Consider the following 15778-nt stretch of genomic DNA (forward strand, 5'->3'; position numbering starts at 1 on the left):
TGCGTCGCACATCTGCACCTGGGAGGTTGCCGTGCGACTCGTCGTCGCCATGACGGGGGCCACCGGCGCGATCATCGGGGTGCGCCTCCTGGCCGCCCTGCGTGATCTCGACGTGGAGACCCATCTGGTGGTGAGCCGCTGGGCTCGCGCCACCATCGCGGAGGAGACGCCGTACACCGTGCGCCAGGTGACCGACATGGCCGACGTCAGCTACTCGCCGGACGACCAGGGGGCGGCGATCTCCAGCGGCTCGTTCCGCACGGACGGCATGATCGTCGCGCCGTGCAGCATGAAGACGGTCGCCGGCATCCGGACCGGCTACGCCGACGGCCTGATCGGCCGGGCCGCGGACGTCACGCTCAAGGAACGTCGCCGGCTGGTCCTGCTCGCCCGTGAGACCCCGCTGTCGACCATCCACCTCGAGAACCTGCTGGCGCTGTCCCAGATGGGCGCGACGGTCCTGCCGCCCGCACTCGCGTTCTACAACCATCCGTCGAGCCTCGCCGAGGTCGTCGACCACATCGTCGGACGCACGCTTGATCAGTTCGGACTCGAACTGCCGACCGTCCGCCGGTGGTCCGGCATGCGACCGGACCCGCGCCGGGGCGCGGTGAACGACGACCCCGTGGCCGCGACCGCCTGAACAGGCCGCTCCACCGCCTCACCGGAACGGCCGCCCAGGTGACGGTTCCCTCATGTAAAGGAAGATCCGAACAATGGCCTACGCCGACCTGCGCGAGTTCCTCCGGGCACTCGATCGCGACGGTCAACTGCTCACCTACTCCGAACGCGTCGACCCCGAACCCGACCTCGGCGCGGCGGCCCGCGCGACCGCCAATCTCACCGACCGCGGTCCGGCCCTGCTGTTCGACAACATCAACGGGTACGAGCCCGGCAACGCGCGCGTCGCCCTCAACGTCGTCGGGTCCTGGCCGAACCACGCCCTCATGCTCGGCCTGGACAAGAGCACCTCGGTCAAGGACCAGTTCTTCGAGTTCGCCGGCCGCTGGGACGCGTTTCCCGGCCCGGTCGAGCGGCGCGACGACGCGCCCTGGCAGGAGGTGACCGTAACCGAGGACATCGACCTGTTCCACCTGCTGCCGTTGTTCCGCCTTAACGGCTACGACGTCGGCTGCTACATCGACAAGGGCGCCGTCGTCAGCCGGGACCCCGACGACCCGGAACACTTCGGCAAGCAGAACGTCGGCATCTACCGGATCCAGGTCAAGGACAAGGACCGGCTCGGCATCCAGCCGCTCGCCGCGCACGATCTCGGACTGCATCTGCAGCGGGCGGAGGAGCGCGGCGAGAACCTGCCCATCGCGATCGCCCTCGGCAACGAGCCCGTGATCACCACGGTGGCCGGCATGCCGCTCGCCTACGACCAGTCCGAGTACGAGATGGCGGCCGCGATCCAGGGCGCTCCGTACCGGATCACCAAGGCGCCGCTGACGGGCCTGGACGTGCCGTGGGGCTCCGAGGTCGTCATCGAGGGCGAGATCCTCGCCGGGGAGCGGGAGATCGAGGGGCCGTTCGGGGAGTTCACCGGGCACTACTCCGGCGCGCGGCGTCAGCCGGTCGTCCGCGTGCAACGCGTGACGCACCGCCGGAACCCGATCTTCGAGCACCTGTACCTCGGCATGCCGTGGACGGAGATGGACTACACCCTCGCGCTGAACACGAGCGTGCCGCTGTACCGGCAGCTGAAGGCGGAGTTCCCCGAGGTGGCGGCGGTGAACGCCATGTACACCCAGGGCCTGCTCGGCATCATCTCGGTCAAGCAGCGCTTCGGCGGGTTCGCCAAGGCGGTCGGCATGCGGGCCATGACCGTCCCGCACGGCCTCGCCTACTGCAAGGTGATCATCCTGGTCGACGACGACATCGACCCGTTCAACCTCGCGCAGGTGATGTGGGCACTGTCGGTGCACTACCACCCGCTGCACGACACCGTGACGATCCCGAATCTCTCGGTGCTCGCGCTCGATCCCAGCTCCGACCCGGCCGGGATCACGCACAAGGTCATCCTCGACGCCACCACCCCGATCGCGCCTGAGGAGCGCGGTCACTACTCCCAGGTGGTGGGCGACCCCGAGGGCACCGCCGACTGGGAGAACATCATCAAGGGACTGCTGAAATGACCGACGCCACCGTCAACGTCACGACCTGCCCGCGGTGTGACACGGAGAACGCCCGGATCCTGACCACCTCGCCCGTGCCCGGCCGGTGGACGATGTACATCTGCGACACCTGTATCTACAGCTGGCGTTCGACCGAGCCGCGCTCGGCGACGGACCCGCAGAGCTACCCGGCGGAGTTCAAGATCGATCCAGCTGAGATCCCGAGCCTTCCCGCGATCCCGACCGTCCCGCCGCGACGCCGCTGAGCCGGGGGGTCCCGGGCCCGTACGATGGACGTGAGGGACCGATCGACATGGCCGAATCGCTCGGAAACCGCCTTCCGGACGAGCTCGTTCAGGCGCTGGGCGACGAAGCGCTCGTCGCGCCGGACCAGCCCGCCTTCCTGCTGATCACCACGGATCCGGACGGAGCGCCGCGAATCTGCATGCTCAGCGTCGGCGAGCTGTTCGTACGGGACGAGCGAACGCTCCGAGTGGCGCTGTGGCGCGGCACGCGGACCGCGCGCAACCTTGGCCGAGGCGGCACCGTACTGCTCGGAGCCGTCTCGCCCGGGTCCGTGATCTACGTACGGGCCACGCCGCGTCACCTGACACTGCCGGAGCCGACCGGACCGGACTGCTTCGAGCTGACCGTGACCGGTGTCGAGTCCGACGTGCACGCCGGCATGCCGGTCACCAGCGGCATCATGTTCCGGCCCGACGAGCCCGACCGCGCGACGACCCTCACGGCCTGGCGCCGGCAACGGGAGATCCTGGCACGCGCGGCCGCCCCGGCGGATCCGGCGGGCGAGCCCGCCGCGTTCCGGAACCCGGCCGCGCCGGGGGATGGTCGGTGACCGGGGTTTCCTCTTGGCGCGGCGCCCCGGTGCTCAGGCGGAGCGGGCCTCGGTCTCCTCGTGGAGCGCGGGGTCGTCGGCCAGGTGGGCGTCGCGGCGCACGAGGGCGGCGTAGCGGCCGCCGAGGGCGAGCAATCTCTCGTGGGTGCCCCGCTCGACGACGCGACCGTGGTCGAGCACCACGATCTGGTCGGCGCCGCGGATGGTGGACAGCCGGTGCGCGATGGTGATCGTGGTGCGTCCGGCGGACAGCGCGTCGATCGCCTCCTGCACGGCCCGCTCGGTCCGCGTGTCGAGCGCGCTCGTCGCCTCGTCGAGGACGAGGATCGGCGGGTCGCGCAGCACGGCCCGCGCGATCGCCAGGCGCTGTTTCTCCCCGCCGGAGAACCGGTACCCGCGCTCGCCGACCAGGGTGTCGTAGCCGTCCGGCAGGGCGGCGATGTGCTCGTGGATCTGTGCGATCCGCGCCGCCTCGACGAGTTCGGCGTCGGTGGCGTCCGGCTTGGCGAACCGCAGGTTGTCCGCGACGGAGGCGTGGAAGAGGTAGGTCTCCTGCGAGACGACGCCGACCGCGCGGGCCAGGTCGTCGAAGGACAGGTCGCGCACGTCGACACCGTCGATGGTCACGCTCCCGGAGGTCACGTCGTACAGGCGCGGGATGAGGTAGCTGAGGGTGGTCTTCCCCGAACCGGTCTCGCCGACGACCGCCAGGCTGCTTCCGGCGGGCACGGCGATGTAGACGTCGCTCAGCGTGTCGTCCTCGGCGGCTCCGTAGCGGAACCCGACCTCGCGGAGCCGCACGTCACCGCGGATCTCGCCGACGCGTACGGGACGCTTGGGCTCGGCGACGTCGATGGGCAGGTCGAGGTACTCGAAGATGCGGCCGAACAGCTCGAGCGAGGTCTGCAGGTCCACCCCCACCTGGAGGAGCTGCACGGTGGGCCGGAACAGGCTCTGCTGGAGCGTCGTGAAGGCCACCAGCGTCCCGATGGAGATCAGCATGTGGCCGTTCCGGCCGGTGAGGCCCGTCGCCCAGTAGATCACCGCGGGCATGGAGGACATGACGATCTGGATGATGGACTGCCGCCACCGGCCCGCCATGTTCGCGCGGACCTCCAGGTCCGACAGCGTCGCCGACTCGGCGGCGAACGCGTCGGTGAGCGTACGCGAGCGGCCCATCGTGTGCCCGAGCAGGATCCCGCTGACCGACAGGGACTCGTGGACGATCGAGGCCAGCGTGGCGAGCTGCGCCTGGCGCATCCGGGTGATGCGGCGGCGCTCCCGGCCGACGCGGCGGCTGACCCACACGAAGACCGGCATCATGACCAGTGACACGACCGTCAGCCGCCAGTCGAGCGCGGCCATGGCGATGACCGTGGCGACGACGGTCGTCAGGTTGGACACCAGCGTGGTGGCGGTGGTGGTCACCGTCGCCTGCATGCCGCCGATGTCGTTGGCGATGCGGGACTGGACCTCGCCGGTGCGGGTGCGGGTGAAGAAGGCGAGCGACATCCGCTGCAGGTGGGCGTAGACCGCGGTGCGCAGATCGTGCATCACCCGCTGTCCGACCTTCGTGGACACGTACGTCTGCGACACGCTGAAGCAGCTGTTCGCGACGGACACGACGATCATTCCCGCGGCGAGCACGGTGAGCAGGCCCACGCGTCCCTTCGGCAGCGCGACGTCGATCACCTCGCGGATCAGGAACGGGTTCAGCAGCGAGACGAGCGACGACGCGGCGACGAGCAGGCCGACGAAGGTCAGGCTCCAGCGGTACGGACCGAACAGGCGGACGATCCGGCGCAGCGGCACACGCGGCGCGGATGTGGCCGATCCGCCGGTGTCCCCGGCGGCCGGTCCGCCGGAGTCGCCGGTGTCCGGCGGGGAGGGGCGATCGCGTTCGTGGAAGTTGAAGTTCAAGGGCGCCTCACGATTCGGTGGTTCTTGGGCCATAGCAGAGTAACACTCACAATGTGCCTGACTCAGTATGAGTACCGTCCGGTATGCTCGGCGCCATGGATCAAGAGGAGTCGTCGGCGCAGCTCGCGGACCTGTTCCAGCGGCTGACCAGGCGCCTGCGGCGGGCTCAGCTGGCCCGGCTCGCCCCGCTGGGGCTCACGCCCGCCCAGGAGCGGGCGTTGCGCATGATCACTCGCAGTGAGGAGCCGCTGCGGATGACCGAGCTGGCCGACCGGCTCGGCGTCGTGCCCCGGTCGGTCACCACCGTGATCGACTCCTTGGAGCAGGCCGGCCTCGTCCGGCGCGTGGTCGATCCGGCGAATCGGCGCGCGATCCGGCTGCACCTCACCGACGCGGGGCTGGCCGTACGGGAGGAGATGCGTCAGGCCCGCCGGCAGGCGAGCGAGGATCTGTTCGCGCCGCTGTCCGCGGACCAGCGGCGCAGCCTCATCGACCTGCTGTCCGCGCTGGACGACGGGCTGGGGGAGCGGCGGGCGGCAGGCGATCTCGTGTCCGATCGGGAAAGCGGGAAGTAGCCCACCGGCCTGGGCGCGGTGGGCTGCCTCCGGAGAGTGTGCTCGCCTAGTCGCAGAGGGCCCAGATGTCCCCGTCCTTCTCCTTGAGCGGCTCGAGGATGCGCAGGGCGTCCCGCCGGCCCAGCTCGATCGCCTGGTCGATGAACTCCGGTTCGAACAGCAGGTAGCTCATCAGCTCACCGCGGCTCGTCGTCGGCCCGATGAGCGCGCTGAGCAGACGCAGCTCGGGGTGCTGGAGCCCGCGCACCCCGGCCATGGCCGTCGACAGGACCGTGTTGGCGAGCTGCCCCAGCTCGTCCACGTCGCCCGGAGCCGGTCCGGCGAAGAGGCAGTCGATGACGCGGTACTTACGGCCGGTGGCCCGGCTCATGACGTTCGTGGCGCCCGCCCGTACCAGTTGGTTGATGTCTCGCAGGGTGTTCAGGTCCTCCAGCATGTAGTCCACCAGCGCGCCGTTGAGGAGTTGGGCGAAGGTGTCCTGAACGGTCGGCGGCATCCCGGCGTGGTCGCCGATCGGCTTGTCCAGGCGCTTACCGGGGTCGGTGGCGATCACGACGACCCGTTCGACGCCGAGGTCGATCGCCGGCTCGATCGGCGCGTTCAGCCGGACTCCGCCGTCGATGTACCAGCCGTCGGTCTCCTCGGTCTTGATGCGCACCGGCGGGAACAGCACCGGGATGGCGGCCGAGGCCATGATGTGGTCGGGCATCAGGTGGGCGTCGAGATAGTCGACCGCGCGGATCAGGTCGTTCTCCGGGGTGCGGACGTTCGGGCTCTCGACGAAGATCTGCGTGCGCCCCGTGTGACTCGCCGTGGCGGCGACGGCCACCGCCTTCACGGCTCCGGTGCGCAGGTTCTTGTGCAGGTCCCGCCAGTTCAGCATGCCGGCCAGGGCGGTTCCCAACGGCCGGGTGTCGAGCAGACCGCCGGTCATCGGGATCGGGAGGTTGCCCAGCCTGAGCAGGTAGCGCATCGCCGCGAACGGCAGCGTCGGCAGGATCGGCCGGAAGACCATGCCGCGGCGCACCGATCGCCACATCGACAGCGCTCGTTCGGCGGCCTCGGCGGCGTCCAGATGCGCGAGGGAGGCGAAGAGCGCGGCGTTGATCGCACCCGCGCTGGTGCCCACGAAGACGGACGGCCGGTAGCCCCGGTTGTCGAGCTCCGGCAGCAGGACCGACAGCACCCCGGCCTCGTACGCGCCGCGCGCGCCGGCCCCCGCCAGCACGACGCCGACGCTGCCGTCCGATGGCTCTTCGCGTCTGCCGCGCTGCTGCGGCCGTTCCCGCTGCTCCTGTTGCCGCGCCCGCTGAGCCGTCTCTGTCATCGGTGCCCTCCTCGAGTTCCGTGGCGTTTCGGGACATGCGAGGGGGTCAACGACGCAATGCCCGGTGTCGCGACGGGGAACCCCAAGAGAACGCACAGGTAGTTCGCGGATTCCGCGCGAACCCACGTCAATCACGCGAACCGGGTCAGACCGTGCGAACCGCTCGAGGAGGGGAGGGGTCACGGCTCCTGCATCGCCGGCCTCCGCTGCGGGTTCGTCGTCCAGGACAGCAGCGCCGACCCGACCGCGCAGACCATCATGACCCAGTACACGGCCGGGTAGCCGGACGCGTTGGCGATGAGTCCCGCGAACGGGCCGCCCACCGCCAGCCCGATGTCCCAGAACGAGGTGAATCCGCCCAGCGCCGCGCCCTGCTGCGCCGGCTCCGTACGGTTGATGACGAGCAGGGCGAGCGCCGGGAACAGCAGGGACAGGCCCGCGCCCATCACCAGACCCCCGATGATGACGGTGACCAGGTTCGAGGCGACGGCGACGACCAGCAGCCCGACGGCCTCGACGATCGCCGACCAGAACGCCACCTGCCGCGCGCCGATCCGGTCCGGGAGGTTGCCGATGACCAGGCGGACGCCCACGTACGTGACGCCGTAGGCGTTCAACCCGGCGATCCCGTCGGAGACGCCGCGCGCCGCCATGTGCAGCGCCACGAACGACGACAGCGCCGCGTACCCGAGGGCGGCGAGCGACAGCGCGACGCCGGGCAGCACCGTGCTGGCCGGCAGGATGGCGGCGCGGGTCATCGTCGCGGCCTCGGGCTGCTCCGGGCGTTCCCGGAGCGACACGACGAGGAGGCCGAGCGCGCCGACCACGACGCACAGGCCCCAGACGGCGGAGAAGCCGCTCTCCCGCATCGCCACCGTGCCGAGCAGCGCGCCGAGGGTGATCCCCAGCCACATGGAGATCCCGTACAGCCCGACGACGCGGCCGCGCCGCTCGGTCGGGCACAGCCGCACCAGCCAGGCCGCGCCCGACGTGTAGACACTGCCCTCCCCGATGCCGTGCAGGATCCGCACGGCGACCAGGACCGGGACGTCGCGGGCGGCGTAGTAGCCCGCGCCGGCCAGGACGCAGATCGCCGCGCCGGCCAGCATGACGAGCTTGTAGCCGTGGCGGTCGCCGATCCGCCCGGCGATCGGGCGCGTGACGACCGCGGCGACGGCGATCGTGGCGGTCACGACGCCCACCTCGACCTTGTTGCCGTGCAGTTCGTCCAGCACGTAGAAGGGCAGGGTGCCGAGCGACGCGCCGACGCCGAGGAGGCAGAAGAAGATCCCGCCGAACATCGCGGCGTACGGACGGTAGAACCCGAGGTTCATGCGGCCTCCGTCGGGGGAGTGGCCAGAGTCGCGCTCATGCGGCGGCGTCCGCCGGAGCGACGATGTAGAAGAGCGCGGGGAGGAGCACGGCGAGCCCTTCGTAGACCTCGGCGCAGACGGCGACGCCCGGCCGCGCGAAGGTCCCCGGCGGAGGCTCCGCGACGCGGATCACGGACCGGCGCGCGTCCAGGAGCCGGGCCGCCACCGAGATGTCGCCGACCAGGGCCGTGCCCGGGGCCACCCAGCGGTTCCGGCTGATCTTCATGCCGTTGCTCGTGGCCAGCTCCGCCAGCAGCCCGTTCCGGCCGAGGAGGTGGTGGTAGAAGTCGTTCGGGTTGACGATCATCGCGTGCGGGGTGGCGCCCGTCTGCTCGATCTCGTCGCAGGCCGTCAGGATCCCGGTGACGTAGTCGCGGTAGGCGATCCGGGCGATGTCCGGATGGTTGAGCAGGCCGTACGGCCCGTTCGTCAGCGCCTGGTTCTCCGCGGTCGCCAGGCGTACGAGCAGCCGGTAGTCGATGAACTCCGCGAGCGCGTCCGGGTCGGCGGCGAGCCCGTCGGGGATCTGCACCCACGCCTGGATCGGGTGGACGCCCGCCTCGGCCATGCCGAACCGGAACGCGGCCTCGCGGCGGGTGTCGGCGTCCAGCACCGCCCCGGCGTCCTCGGCGGCCGGCCGCGTCTCGGTCCAGAACCGCACGACGTCCTCGTCGACCGGGCGCACCTTCAGCAGGTTCCGTACGGTCAGCCGCGGCCGGTCCTTCGTGGGCTCGTGCGCCTCGGTGATGGTGTAGTCGAACCGCACCTCGGCGCGCTCGGGGTCGGCCGCGAAGGCCCGCGCGAACAACCGCCCGGGGGACTCCCGCAGCAGACCGGTGGTGGTGTCCGCCGGCACTGTCTCTGTTGCCATGCCTGCTCCTGCTCAGAACGCGTGCTGGACGAGTTGCTCGTAGAACGGCAGGTGGTGGTCGTAGAAGGACTTCAGGGTGGTGTCGTTGTCGACCGTGACGGGATAGGTGTTCCGGCGGCTCGTGAAACCGGTGCTGTGGCTCGCGTCGACGTGCCACTCACGGGTCCGCCGCCACTCGGGCCGCTCACCGGCCTTCCAGGCGAGCGCCTCGGGGAGGAACGGCAGCCCGGTGTACGCGCAGAAGCTCCTGACCACCGCCTCCGGGTCGCGTACGAGGCGCTCCGCGCGGATGACGAGCGGTACGCGGCCGGTGGCGGACCGGACGGCCTCGAAGAGCTCGTACAGGCGCTCGTAGCCGATCTCCGCGCAGGTCACCGCGGGCTTCACCGCGTAGTGCGAGCTGATCGTCTGCTTCGGGTCACGGACGATGAAGGTGTGCGTCAGCCCGGCGAGCTCATCGGACCGCTCGCGCACGAACGCGTAGTCGTAGTCGACGACCTCCTTGACGAACACCGGGCGGGTCCGGCCGAGCTCCGCGAGCCGGGCGAGGAGCTCCTCCTCCGACCGCGCGGTCGCGCGGCCGCCGTCCGCGGCGGGCACGGAGACCTCGCCCTCCTCGATCAGCGCCAGGAAGGGCTCGTGCAGGACGGCGACGTCGCCCCGCTCGATCATCATGCGCAGGAACGCCGTCGAGGCCGAGCGCGAATGCGCCCACATCATGATCACTCCGGCGCTCACATCGACCACCACGTCGGGACGCGGTCCCAGCGGTGTTCGCGCAGCTCCCGCAGCAGCGCGTCGTCGAGCGGCCGGCCGTCGCCCACCGCGAGGTTGGCGCGGACGTGGGCGGGCTTGCGCATGCCGGGGATCACCGTGCTCACCGCCGGGTGGTGCAGGATGAACCGCAGCGCCATCTCCGGCAGCGACATGCCCTCCGGCAGGACCTCCTTCAGGCGTTCGGCGCGTTCGACGCTCGGCTTGAGGTTCTCGTCGCAGAAGTAGGTGGCGCGCCAGTCCTCCTCCGGGAACGTGCTGTCGGCGGTCAGCGTGCCGGTGAGCGTTCCCTCGTCGAACGGCACCCGCGCGATGATCCCGACGCCGTCCCGCCGCGCGCGCTCGAACAGCTCGTCCTCGGGGGCCTGGTCGAAGATGTTGTAGATCACCTGGATCACGTCGATGAGGCCGGTGTCGAGCGCGGCGAAGCAGTTGGCCGGCTCCCACCGGTTGACGCTGATGCCGACCGCGTCGACGACGCCCTCCCGCTTGAGGTCGGCGACGACCTCCTGCCAGCGCTCGTCGCCGGCCCAGCGGTCCTCCCATGTGTGGAACTGCAGCAGGTCGACGCGGGAGGTCCCGAGGTTCTCCAGGCTGCGGTAGGTGTACTCCCGCATGTGGTCGGCCGGGTAGGCGTCGTCGAGGGTGTCCTCCGGGCCGGGCGGCCACTCGCGGTTCTTCGGCGGGATCTTCGTCGCGACGTACAGCCGCCGGTCGGGGTGGCGTTTCAGCAGCGCGCCCAGCATCTGCTCGCTGATGCCGCGCCCGTACACCCAGGCGGTGTCGAAGAACGTGCAGCCCAGCTCGACCGCCTCGTCGAGGCAGCGCGGCGCGAGGTCGTAGTCCCAGCCGGTGAAGTTGCCGGGGCCGCCGCCGATGCCCCACATCCCGTAGCCGACCTCGCTGACCTCCCAGCCGAGTCTTCCCATCGTGCGATAGCGCATCGCTCGCCCTTCCCGTCTCGTCGTCAGCTGGTGGAAACCTGGCGTCGCGGCCCCAGCGCGTCGTGGGGCTCCGGCGTCTCGCCCCGGACGAGGCGGTCCCGGTACGCGGCGATCGCGCCGTCGAGCCGCCCGTCGGCGAGCTCCCGGCGCTCCTCGAGCCGGCGGCACTCGTCCTTGCGGAACAGCCGTGGGTTGTCGGTGAGCATGGCCGCGAACGCCCCCTTCAGCGTTCGCTCGTCCGCGTCGGGCCGGCCGGGCAGGAGCGACGCCAGGGCGGTCAGCTCCCGGTCCCCGGTGGCGAGGGCGGCCTCCCGTACCCGGGCGAGGAAGTCGCCGCAGGGGATCGCGGGCAGCGGCGCCATCACCGCGCCGAAGTCGACGCTCTCCGGATGGAAGACGTTGAACGTACGGCCCCACGCGTCGCGGTCGCAGACCGCGGCCACCACCCGGGCGGCCACGTAGTCGACCGGTGTGTAGTCCGACAGGATCGCGGCGTCGGGCCGCACGCCGAGGCGCGGGAACGCCGCGAGCAGCAGGTGGGTGAGCGCCGAGGTGTTCGGGTACGCGTTGTCCGCGCTCGGCATCACCTCGCCGAGCCGCAGCACGGTCACCAGCGCGCCCCGCGCCCGCGCCGCGGCCAGGTGCCGTTCGGCGACCAGCTTCGAGCGGGCGTACCCGCCGTCGGGCATCCTGGCGCGGGACGGTTCGAACCCCTCGGACAGCGGGTCGTCGTGTCCGAGCGCCTCGCTCTGCAGCGTCGCCAGCGTCGAGACGTGGTGCAGCGGGACCGGCCGGTGCGCCATCGCCAGTCGCAGCAGCTCGACGGTGCCGCGCACGTTCGCGTGGCGGTGTGCGCGGTAGTCGAACAGGAAGTTGACCATCGCGCCGTTGTGCAGCACCAGGTCGCAGGTGCGGGCGAGGTGCTCCCAGGTGGCGGGATCCAGGCCCAGACCGGGCCGCGCCAGGTCGCCGGCGTAGCCTTCGATCCGGTCGGCGAATCGCGACTCCCACAGGCCGCGTTCGGCGAGCGCGCCGACCACCCGTGCCGTGGCGCCGAAGTCGCCGCCGGCGCGGGTGAGGCAGCGCACCCGCAGGTCGGTACGGGCCAGCAGCTCGTGCACGAGGCGGCTGCCGACGAACCCGGTCGCCCCGGTCACCAGCACGGTCCGCAGCCTCCCGGCAGGGTCGGCGGCCCGGATCGGCTCGCCGTCGGGCACGGCCGCGTCGCGGACCATGAGCACCGACTCCGCCTCGATCACCGCTCCGCCACGCCGCCGGGCCTCGATCAGCCCGGTCAGCCCGTCGGCGGTCGGCCGCTCGTACAGGTCCTGGACCTCCACCTCGACCCCGCACTCGGCGGTGAGCATGCGGACGAGCGACAGCGCCTGGAGCGAGTCCCCGCCCGCCTCCATGAAGTGCGCGTCGGCGGCCAGGTCCGGCCGGCCGAGCACCGAGCGGAGCGCCCGCAGCACCTGGTCGGCCGGCGTCGCCGCGGGCGGGCTCTCGGCCAGCCGTGCGGCGTCCTCCGCGAGCCGGGCGTCGAGGATGGCCTGGAGCCGTCCCCGGTCGGCCTTGCCGTTGTCGTTCAGCGGAATGTCGGGCAGCAGGAAGTAGTACCGGGGCACGCTGATCCGGGGCAGCGTGCGGCGCAGCCCGTCCCGGAGCGCGTCCACCGTCAGGCCCGTCCCGGACGCGAACAGGGCCAGCGACCTCGTGCCCGCCTGCTCGGCGACGAGGACCTCCGCCTGCCGCACCCCGGGGCACTTCTCCGCCGCCACCGCGATCTCGCCGAGCTCGATCCGGACGCCGCCGATCTTGACCTGGAAGTCCTTGCGGCCGGAGAAGTAGAGCAGGCCCTGGTCGTCGAGGTGGCCGAGATCGCCGGTGCGGTAGAGCCGGTCGCCGGGAATTTCGGGGAAGGGATTGCGGACGAACGCCTGCGCGGTGGCCGCCGGCGCGCCCAGGTAGCCGGCGCCCAGGCAGGCACCGCCGATGACGATCTCGCCGACGGTGCCGGGCGGCACGGGGCGGAGGCCGTCGTCCACCACCACGGCGTAACAGTTGTCGATCGGGCGGCCCAGCGGCACGGCGTCGCCGTCCGCGGGGGAGACGGTGTGGAAGACCATCCCGATGCTCGCCTCGGTCGGCCCGTAGCCGTTGGTCACCGTGAGACCCGGCAACTGGGCCATCATCCGGTGGACGGCGTCGGGGTTGAGCGGCTCGCTGCCCACGATCAGCCATCGCAGCGACGAGAGCCTGCGCAGCGACCGCTCGTCGCGGTCCACCTCGGCCGCCAGCGCGTTGAAGATGCTCGACACGAAGTCCGTGGCGGTCACGCCGTACTCCGCGATCGTGTCGATCGTCCGCCGCAGGTCCAGGAACTCGCCCTGGACCTGCAGCACGGCGTGCCCGCCCATGATCAGCGGCAGGAACAGCTGCCAGAGCGAGGAATCAAAGGTGTGCTTGCTGTTCTGCAGCACCACGTCCGCGTCGGTCACGCCGAAGTAGCGCGCCATGGCGCGGAGCCGGTTGGTGAGCCCGGCGTGCCGGTTCATCGCGCACTTGGGCGTGCCCGTCGTGCCGGAGGTGAAGAAGCCGTAGACCAGGTCGTCGGGCCCCGGCGCCGCGGTGGCGCGGTGCTCCGCCGGCGTGATCAGGTCGACGTCGACCACGACCGCGCGGCCGCGGTGCTCCTCCGGGACCGACTCCGCGGCGGCGCACGGCACGGGGGTCCGGGGCAGCACGCCGAACGTGCTGCGGATCCGCTCCCGCGGCCACGCCGGGTCCAGCGGCACGAACGCCGCGCCGAGCCTCATCAGCGCCAGGTACGTGATCGGCAGCTCGAGGCTGTTGACGAGCAGGACGGGCACCACGTCGCCCCTGCGCACCCCGCGCTCGGCCAGCGTGGCGGCGAGGCCGCCCACCAGCTCGTCCAGCCGCCGATAGGTGAGCGTGCGCCCGCCGCATGAGACGGCCGGGCGTTCGGGATGCCGGTCGGCCCGCTCCTGGATCAGTGCGGAGACCGGACGGAACCCGCCGTGGTCGACCGCTCGTCCGGTGAAGCGCCGCTTGGACGGATCACGCTGGTCTGTGGAACTTTTCGGTGACTTCGAATCACCGCATACGTCGTCGGCCGACTGTCCGGGCATCCACACCTCCCCATCCGGGGGTCACAAAAGGTGGGCGGGCCCTTTCTGGGACCCGCCGGAGATATGGCTGCGAAGCTGGCGGTAAATTAAGCCGCTCGCCGCAGATTTCGCAAGGCCCTCTTCCGAGTACCTCATCGGACCTCGCGCCCGGAACGGATGGTGGCCGTTTCGTCGCCGTACGGAGTCGCCCGAGAGGCTCCTGGCCGGCAGGGACCCACGCGGAATCGTCATCGACCGGCCGAGTTGACTGAGCACGGACCGGCGTCGACGTGGCCCTGTGACCATCGGATTCGCCGAGCTCCGCCAGAGTGGGGGCCGCCGTCATATGCGGCGATCCCGAGCGCCCGCGGCGCGAGCCGCGGGCGCGCCGGCCGCGACGGGGCCCCTATCCGAACGCCGGTCGACCGGGGCCGGAACGTACATTATCGACGGCCTGCGATGACCTCGACCTGGCCGCTCCTGATTTCGGTCCGGTGGGATCTCGACGCGAATCTGTTTCGGTCAGATGATCTTGCAAAATGGCGATCGATGATCGGTATTCTGATCATCTCCGACGTTTTTCGGGTAGAGCCTCACGCATTTACCGATGCCTTTTCTCGCCGAAGCAGGGTTGTCGGATGATGTTTCTGACTCTGTAATATGACTCGCCATCGCGACCTGCCGTGGTCGGCGGTCACCGGACCGGGCGGGCCTCCTGGAACCGCGTTGGCGACAGCGCCGCCGGGTCGACGCCGGCGTCGGCGGGCGGCGTACGGGTCGCGGCGGCCGCGGCGATCCGGCCGACGGCGGCCGATGTCTGCACGCCGTACCCGCTGAGGCCGGCGAGCCAGACGAAGCCCGGCGCGTCCGGCGCCTCGCCGATCACCGGGGTGTCGTCCGGCGCCGCGGTCCGCAGCCCGGCCCACGCGTGCCGGACGCTACGGATCCGCAACGTCGTGGCCTCCCGGACCCGTTCGACCGCGCGCGCGACGTCGAGGTCGTCCGGGCGCGCGTCGCACGGCGGCACGGGCGTCGCGTCGGACGGGGAGACGAGCAGCCGTCCCGACTCCGGCTTGAGGTAGAAGGTGTCGGCCACGTCGGTCACCATCGGCCACCGGGCGGCGTCCATCCCGTCGGGCGGGTCCGCCAGGAACGCCGTACGGCGCAGCGGCGTGAGGCCCAGCGGGCGGACGCCGGCGAGCGCGGCGACCTCGTCCGCCCACGCCCCGGCCGCGTCGACCACGACGGGCGCGGTGAACACGCCCGCGTCGGTCGCCGCCCGCCAGCGCCCACCGTCACGGGACAGCTCCCGTACCCGCGCGCCCGTGACGACCGTGCCGCCGCGCGCCCGGACGCCGCGCAGGAACCCCTGGTGGAGCAGGTCGACGTCGATGTCCATCGCGCCCGGCTTGACCATCGCGCGGATGTACCGCCCGGTCCGGACGATCGGGCAGTACTCCGTGACCTCGGCGACGTCGATCTCCCGGACCGGGACGGGAGCGGACAGCCCGTCGGCGAGCATCGCGGCGAAGTCGTCCTCCGCGCCCGCCGGGCACAGCGTCAGCACGCCGCGCGGAGAGAGCAGCGGTCCGTCGGCGAAGCCCGGCGGCGGTGCCGTGAGGAACGCGCGGCTCGCCGCGGTGAGCGCGCGCACGGTGGGGTTGCCGTAGTACTCGGAGAACAACGCGGCGGACCGCCCGGTCGAGTGGTACCCCGGAGCGGACTCCATCTCCAGGAGGGTCACGTCGCCGAACGCGGACAGGAAGTAACCTGCGGCGGCGCCGGCCATACCGGCGCCCACAACGAGGAAATCGCCCATCCTCGCAAAGGATCACACCGTGCCGGAACGCGCAATCGTCGTCCGGTCCCGCACGGCGGGGCATTTTGAACCGG

Annotated in this window: 13 protein-coding genes; 5 read left to right on the top strand and 8 right to left on the bottom strand. The window is 71.4% G+C overall.

Features of this window, described 5'->3' with window-relative positions:
• The first annotated feature begins 31 nt into the window (after positions 1-31).
• The 4 genes from AB0L00_RS31815 (at position 32) to AB0L00_RS31830 (ending at position 2973) form a co-directional block, all read left to right on the top strand.
• Positions 32-643, top strand: a complete 612-nt coding sequence (locus AB0L00_RS31815) for a UbiX family flavin prenyltransferase (protein WP_364440763.1) — start codon at positions 32-34, stop codon at positions 641-643.
• 73 nt (positions 644-716) lie between these two features.
• The gene (locus tag AB0L00_RS31820; RefSeq protein WP_364440764.1) at positions 717-2138 is read left to right on the top strand and encodes a non-oxidative hydroxyarylic acid decarboxylases subunit C; all 1422 of its coding nucleotides are present in this window, start codon (positions 717-719) and stop codon (positions 2136-2138) included.
• Positions 2135-2383: a non-oxidative hydroxyarylic acid decarboxylases subunit D gene (locus AB0L00_RS31825; protein WP_364440765.1), complete on the top strand. Its 249-nt coding sequence runs from the start codon at positions 2135-2137 to the stop codon at positions 2381-2383. Before AB0L00_RS31820 ends, AB0L00_RS31825 begins: the two co-directional genes overlap by 4 nt.
• A 47-nt stretch (positions 2384-2430) precedes the next feature.
• Positions 2431-2973, top strand: coding sequence for a hypothetical protein (locus AB0L00_RS31830; RefSeq protein ID WP_364440766.1), 543 nt, complete (start codon positions 2431-2433; stop codon positions 2971-2973).
• 33 nt (positions 2974-3006) lie between these two features.
• Here AB0L00_RS31830 and AB0L00_RS31835 read toward each other — a convergent pair whose 3' ends face one another.
• The gene (locus AB0L00_RS31835; RefSeq protein ID WP_364440767.1) at positions 3007-4893 is read right to left on the bottom strand and encodes an ABC transporter ATP-binding protein; all 1887 of its coding nucleotides are present in this window, start codon (positions 4891-4893) and stop codon (positions 3007-3009) included.
• Between the two features lie 95 nt (positions 4894-4988).
• Here AB0L00_RS31835 and AB0L00_RS31840 point away from each other — a divergent pair, with 95 nt between their 5' ends.
• Positions 4989-5468, top strand: a complete 480-nt coding sequence (locus AB0L00_RS31840) for a MarR family transcriptional regulator (protein WP_364440768.1) — start codon at positions 4989-4991, stop codon at positions 5466-5468.
• 46 nt (positions 5469-5514) lie between these two features.
• Here AB0L00_RS31840 and AB0L00_RS31845 read toward each other — a convergent pair whose 3' ends face one another.
• From AB0L00_RS31845 to AB0L00_RS31875, 7 genes are all read right to left on the bottom strand, one after another.
• Positions 5515-6795, bottom strand: coding sequence for a patatin-like phospholipase family protein (locus AB0L00_RS31845; RefSeq protein WP_364440769.1), 1281 nt, complete (start codon positions 6793-6795; stop codon positions 5515-5517).
• 179 nt (positions 6796-6974) lie between these two features.
• Positions 6975-8129, bottom strand: a complete 1155-nt coding sequence (locus AB0L00_RS31850) for an MFS transporter (RefSeq protein ID WP_364440770.1) — start codon at positions 8127-8129, stop codon at positions 6975-6977.
• Positions 8130-8163: 34 nt separating this feature from the next.
• A complete protein-coding gene (locus tag AB0L00_RS31855; RefSeq protein ID WP_364440771.1) occupies positions 8164-9039 on the bottom strand; it encodes a family 3 encapsulin nanocompartment shell protein in 876 nt (291 codons plus the stop codon).
• Positions 9040-9051: 12 nt separating this feature from the next.
• On the bottom strand, positions 9052-9777 hold the full coding sequence (locus AB0L00_RS31860; protein ID WP_364440772.1) for a sulfotransferase family protein: 726 nt from the start codon (positions 9775-9777) through the stop codon (positions 9052-9054).
• Entirely contained in the window at positions 9774-10757 is a 984-nt protein-coding gene (locus tag AB0L00_RS31865; RefSeq protein ID WP_364440773.1) for an aldo/keto reductase, read from the bottom strand. The genes AB0L00_RS31860 and AB0L00_RS31865 overlap by 4 nt, the downstream gene beginning before the upstream one ends.
• Positions 10758-10780: 23 nt before the next feature.
• Positions 10781-13906, bottom strand: a complete 3126-nt coding sequence (locus tag AB0L00_RS31870; RefSeq protein ID WP_364440774.1) for an amino acid adenylation domain-containing protein — start codon at positions 13904-13906, stop codon at positions 10781-10783.
• A 673-nt stretch (positions 13907-14579) separates the two neighbouring features.
• Entirely contained in the window at positions 14580-15704 is a 1125-nt protein-coding gene (locus AB0L00_RS31875) for an FAD-binding oxidoreductase (protein ID WP_364440775.1), read from the bottom strand.
• Positions 15705-15778 lie beyond the last annotated feature (74 nt).

The sequence above is a fragment of the Actinoallomurus sp. NPDC052308 genome (assembly GCF_040679195.1).
In the GTDB taxonomy this organism is placed as follows: Bacteria; Actinomycetota; Actinomycetes; order Streptosporangiales; family Streptosporangiaceae; genus Actinoallomurus; species Actinoallomurus liliacearum.

Excerpts from the sequence above, each read along its gene's own strand:
- AB0L00_RS31820 (WP_364440764.1), top strand. The coding sequence starts at position 717 with ATGGCCTACGCCGACCTGCGCGAGTTCCTCCGGGCACTCGATCGCGAC.
- AB0L00_RS31825 (WP_364440765.1), top strand. The coding sequence starts at position 2,135 with ATGACCGACGCCACCGTCAACGTCACGACCTGCCCGCGGTGTGACACG.
- AB0L00_RS31830 (WP_364440766.1), top strand. The coding sequence starts at position 2,431 with ATGGCCGAATCGCTCGGAAACCGCCTTCCGGACGAGCTCGTTCAGGCG.
- AB0L00_RS31840 (WP_364440768.1), top strand. The coding sequence starts at position 4,989 with ATGGATCAAGAGGAGTCGTCGGCGCAGCTCGCGGACCTGTTCCAGCGG.
- AB0L00_RS31845 (WP_364440769.1), bottom strand. The coding sequence starts at position 6,795 with ATGACAGAGACGGCTCAGCGGGCGCGGCAACAGGAGCAGCGGGAACGG.
- AB0L00_RS31850 (WP_364440770.1), bottom strand. The coding sequence starts at position 8,129 with ATGAACCTCGGGTTCTACCGTCCGTACGCCGCGATGTTCGGCGGGATC.
- AB0L00_RS31855 (WP_364440771.1), bottom strand. The coding sequence starts at position 9,039 with ATGGCAACAGAGACAGTGCCGGCGGACACCACCACCGGTCTGCTGCGG.
- AB0L00_RS31865 (WP_364440773.1), bottom strand. The coding sequence starts at position 10,757 with ATGCGCTATCGCACGATGGGAAGACTCGGCTGGGAGGTCAGCGAGGTC.
- AB0L00_RS31870 (WP_364440774.1), bottom strand. The coding sequence starts at position 13,906 with ATGCCCGGACAGTCGGCCGACGACGTATGCGGTGATTCGAAGTCACCG.
- AB0L00_RS31875 (WP_364440775.1), bottom strand. The coding sequence starts at position 15,704 with ATGGGCGATTTCCTCGTTGTGGGCGCCGGTATGGCCGGCGCCGCCGCA.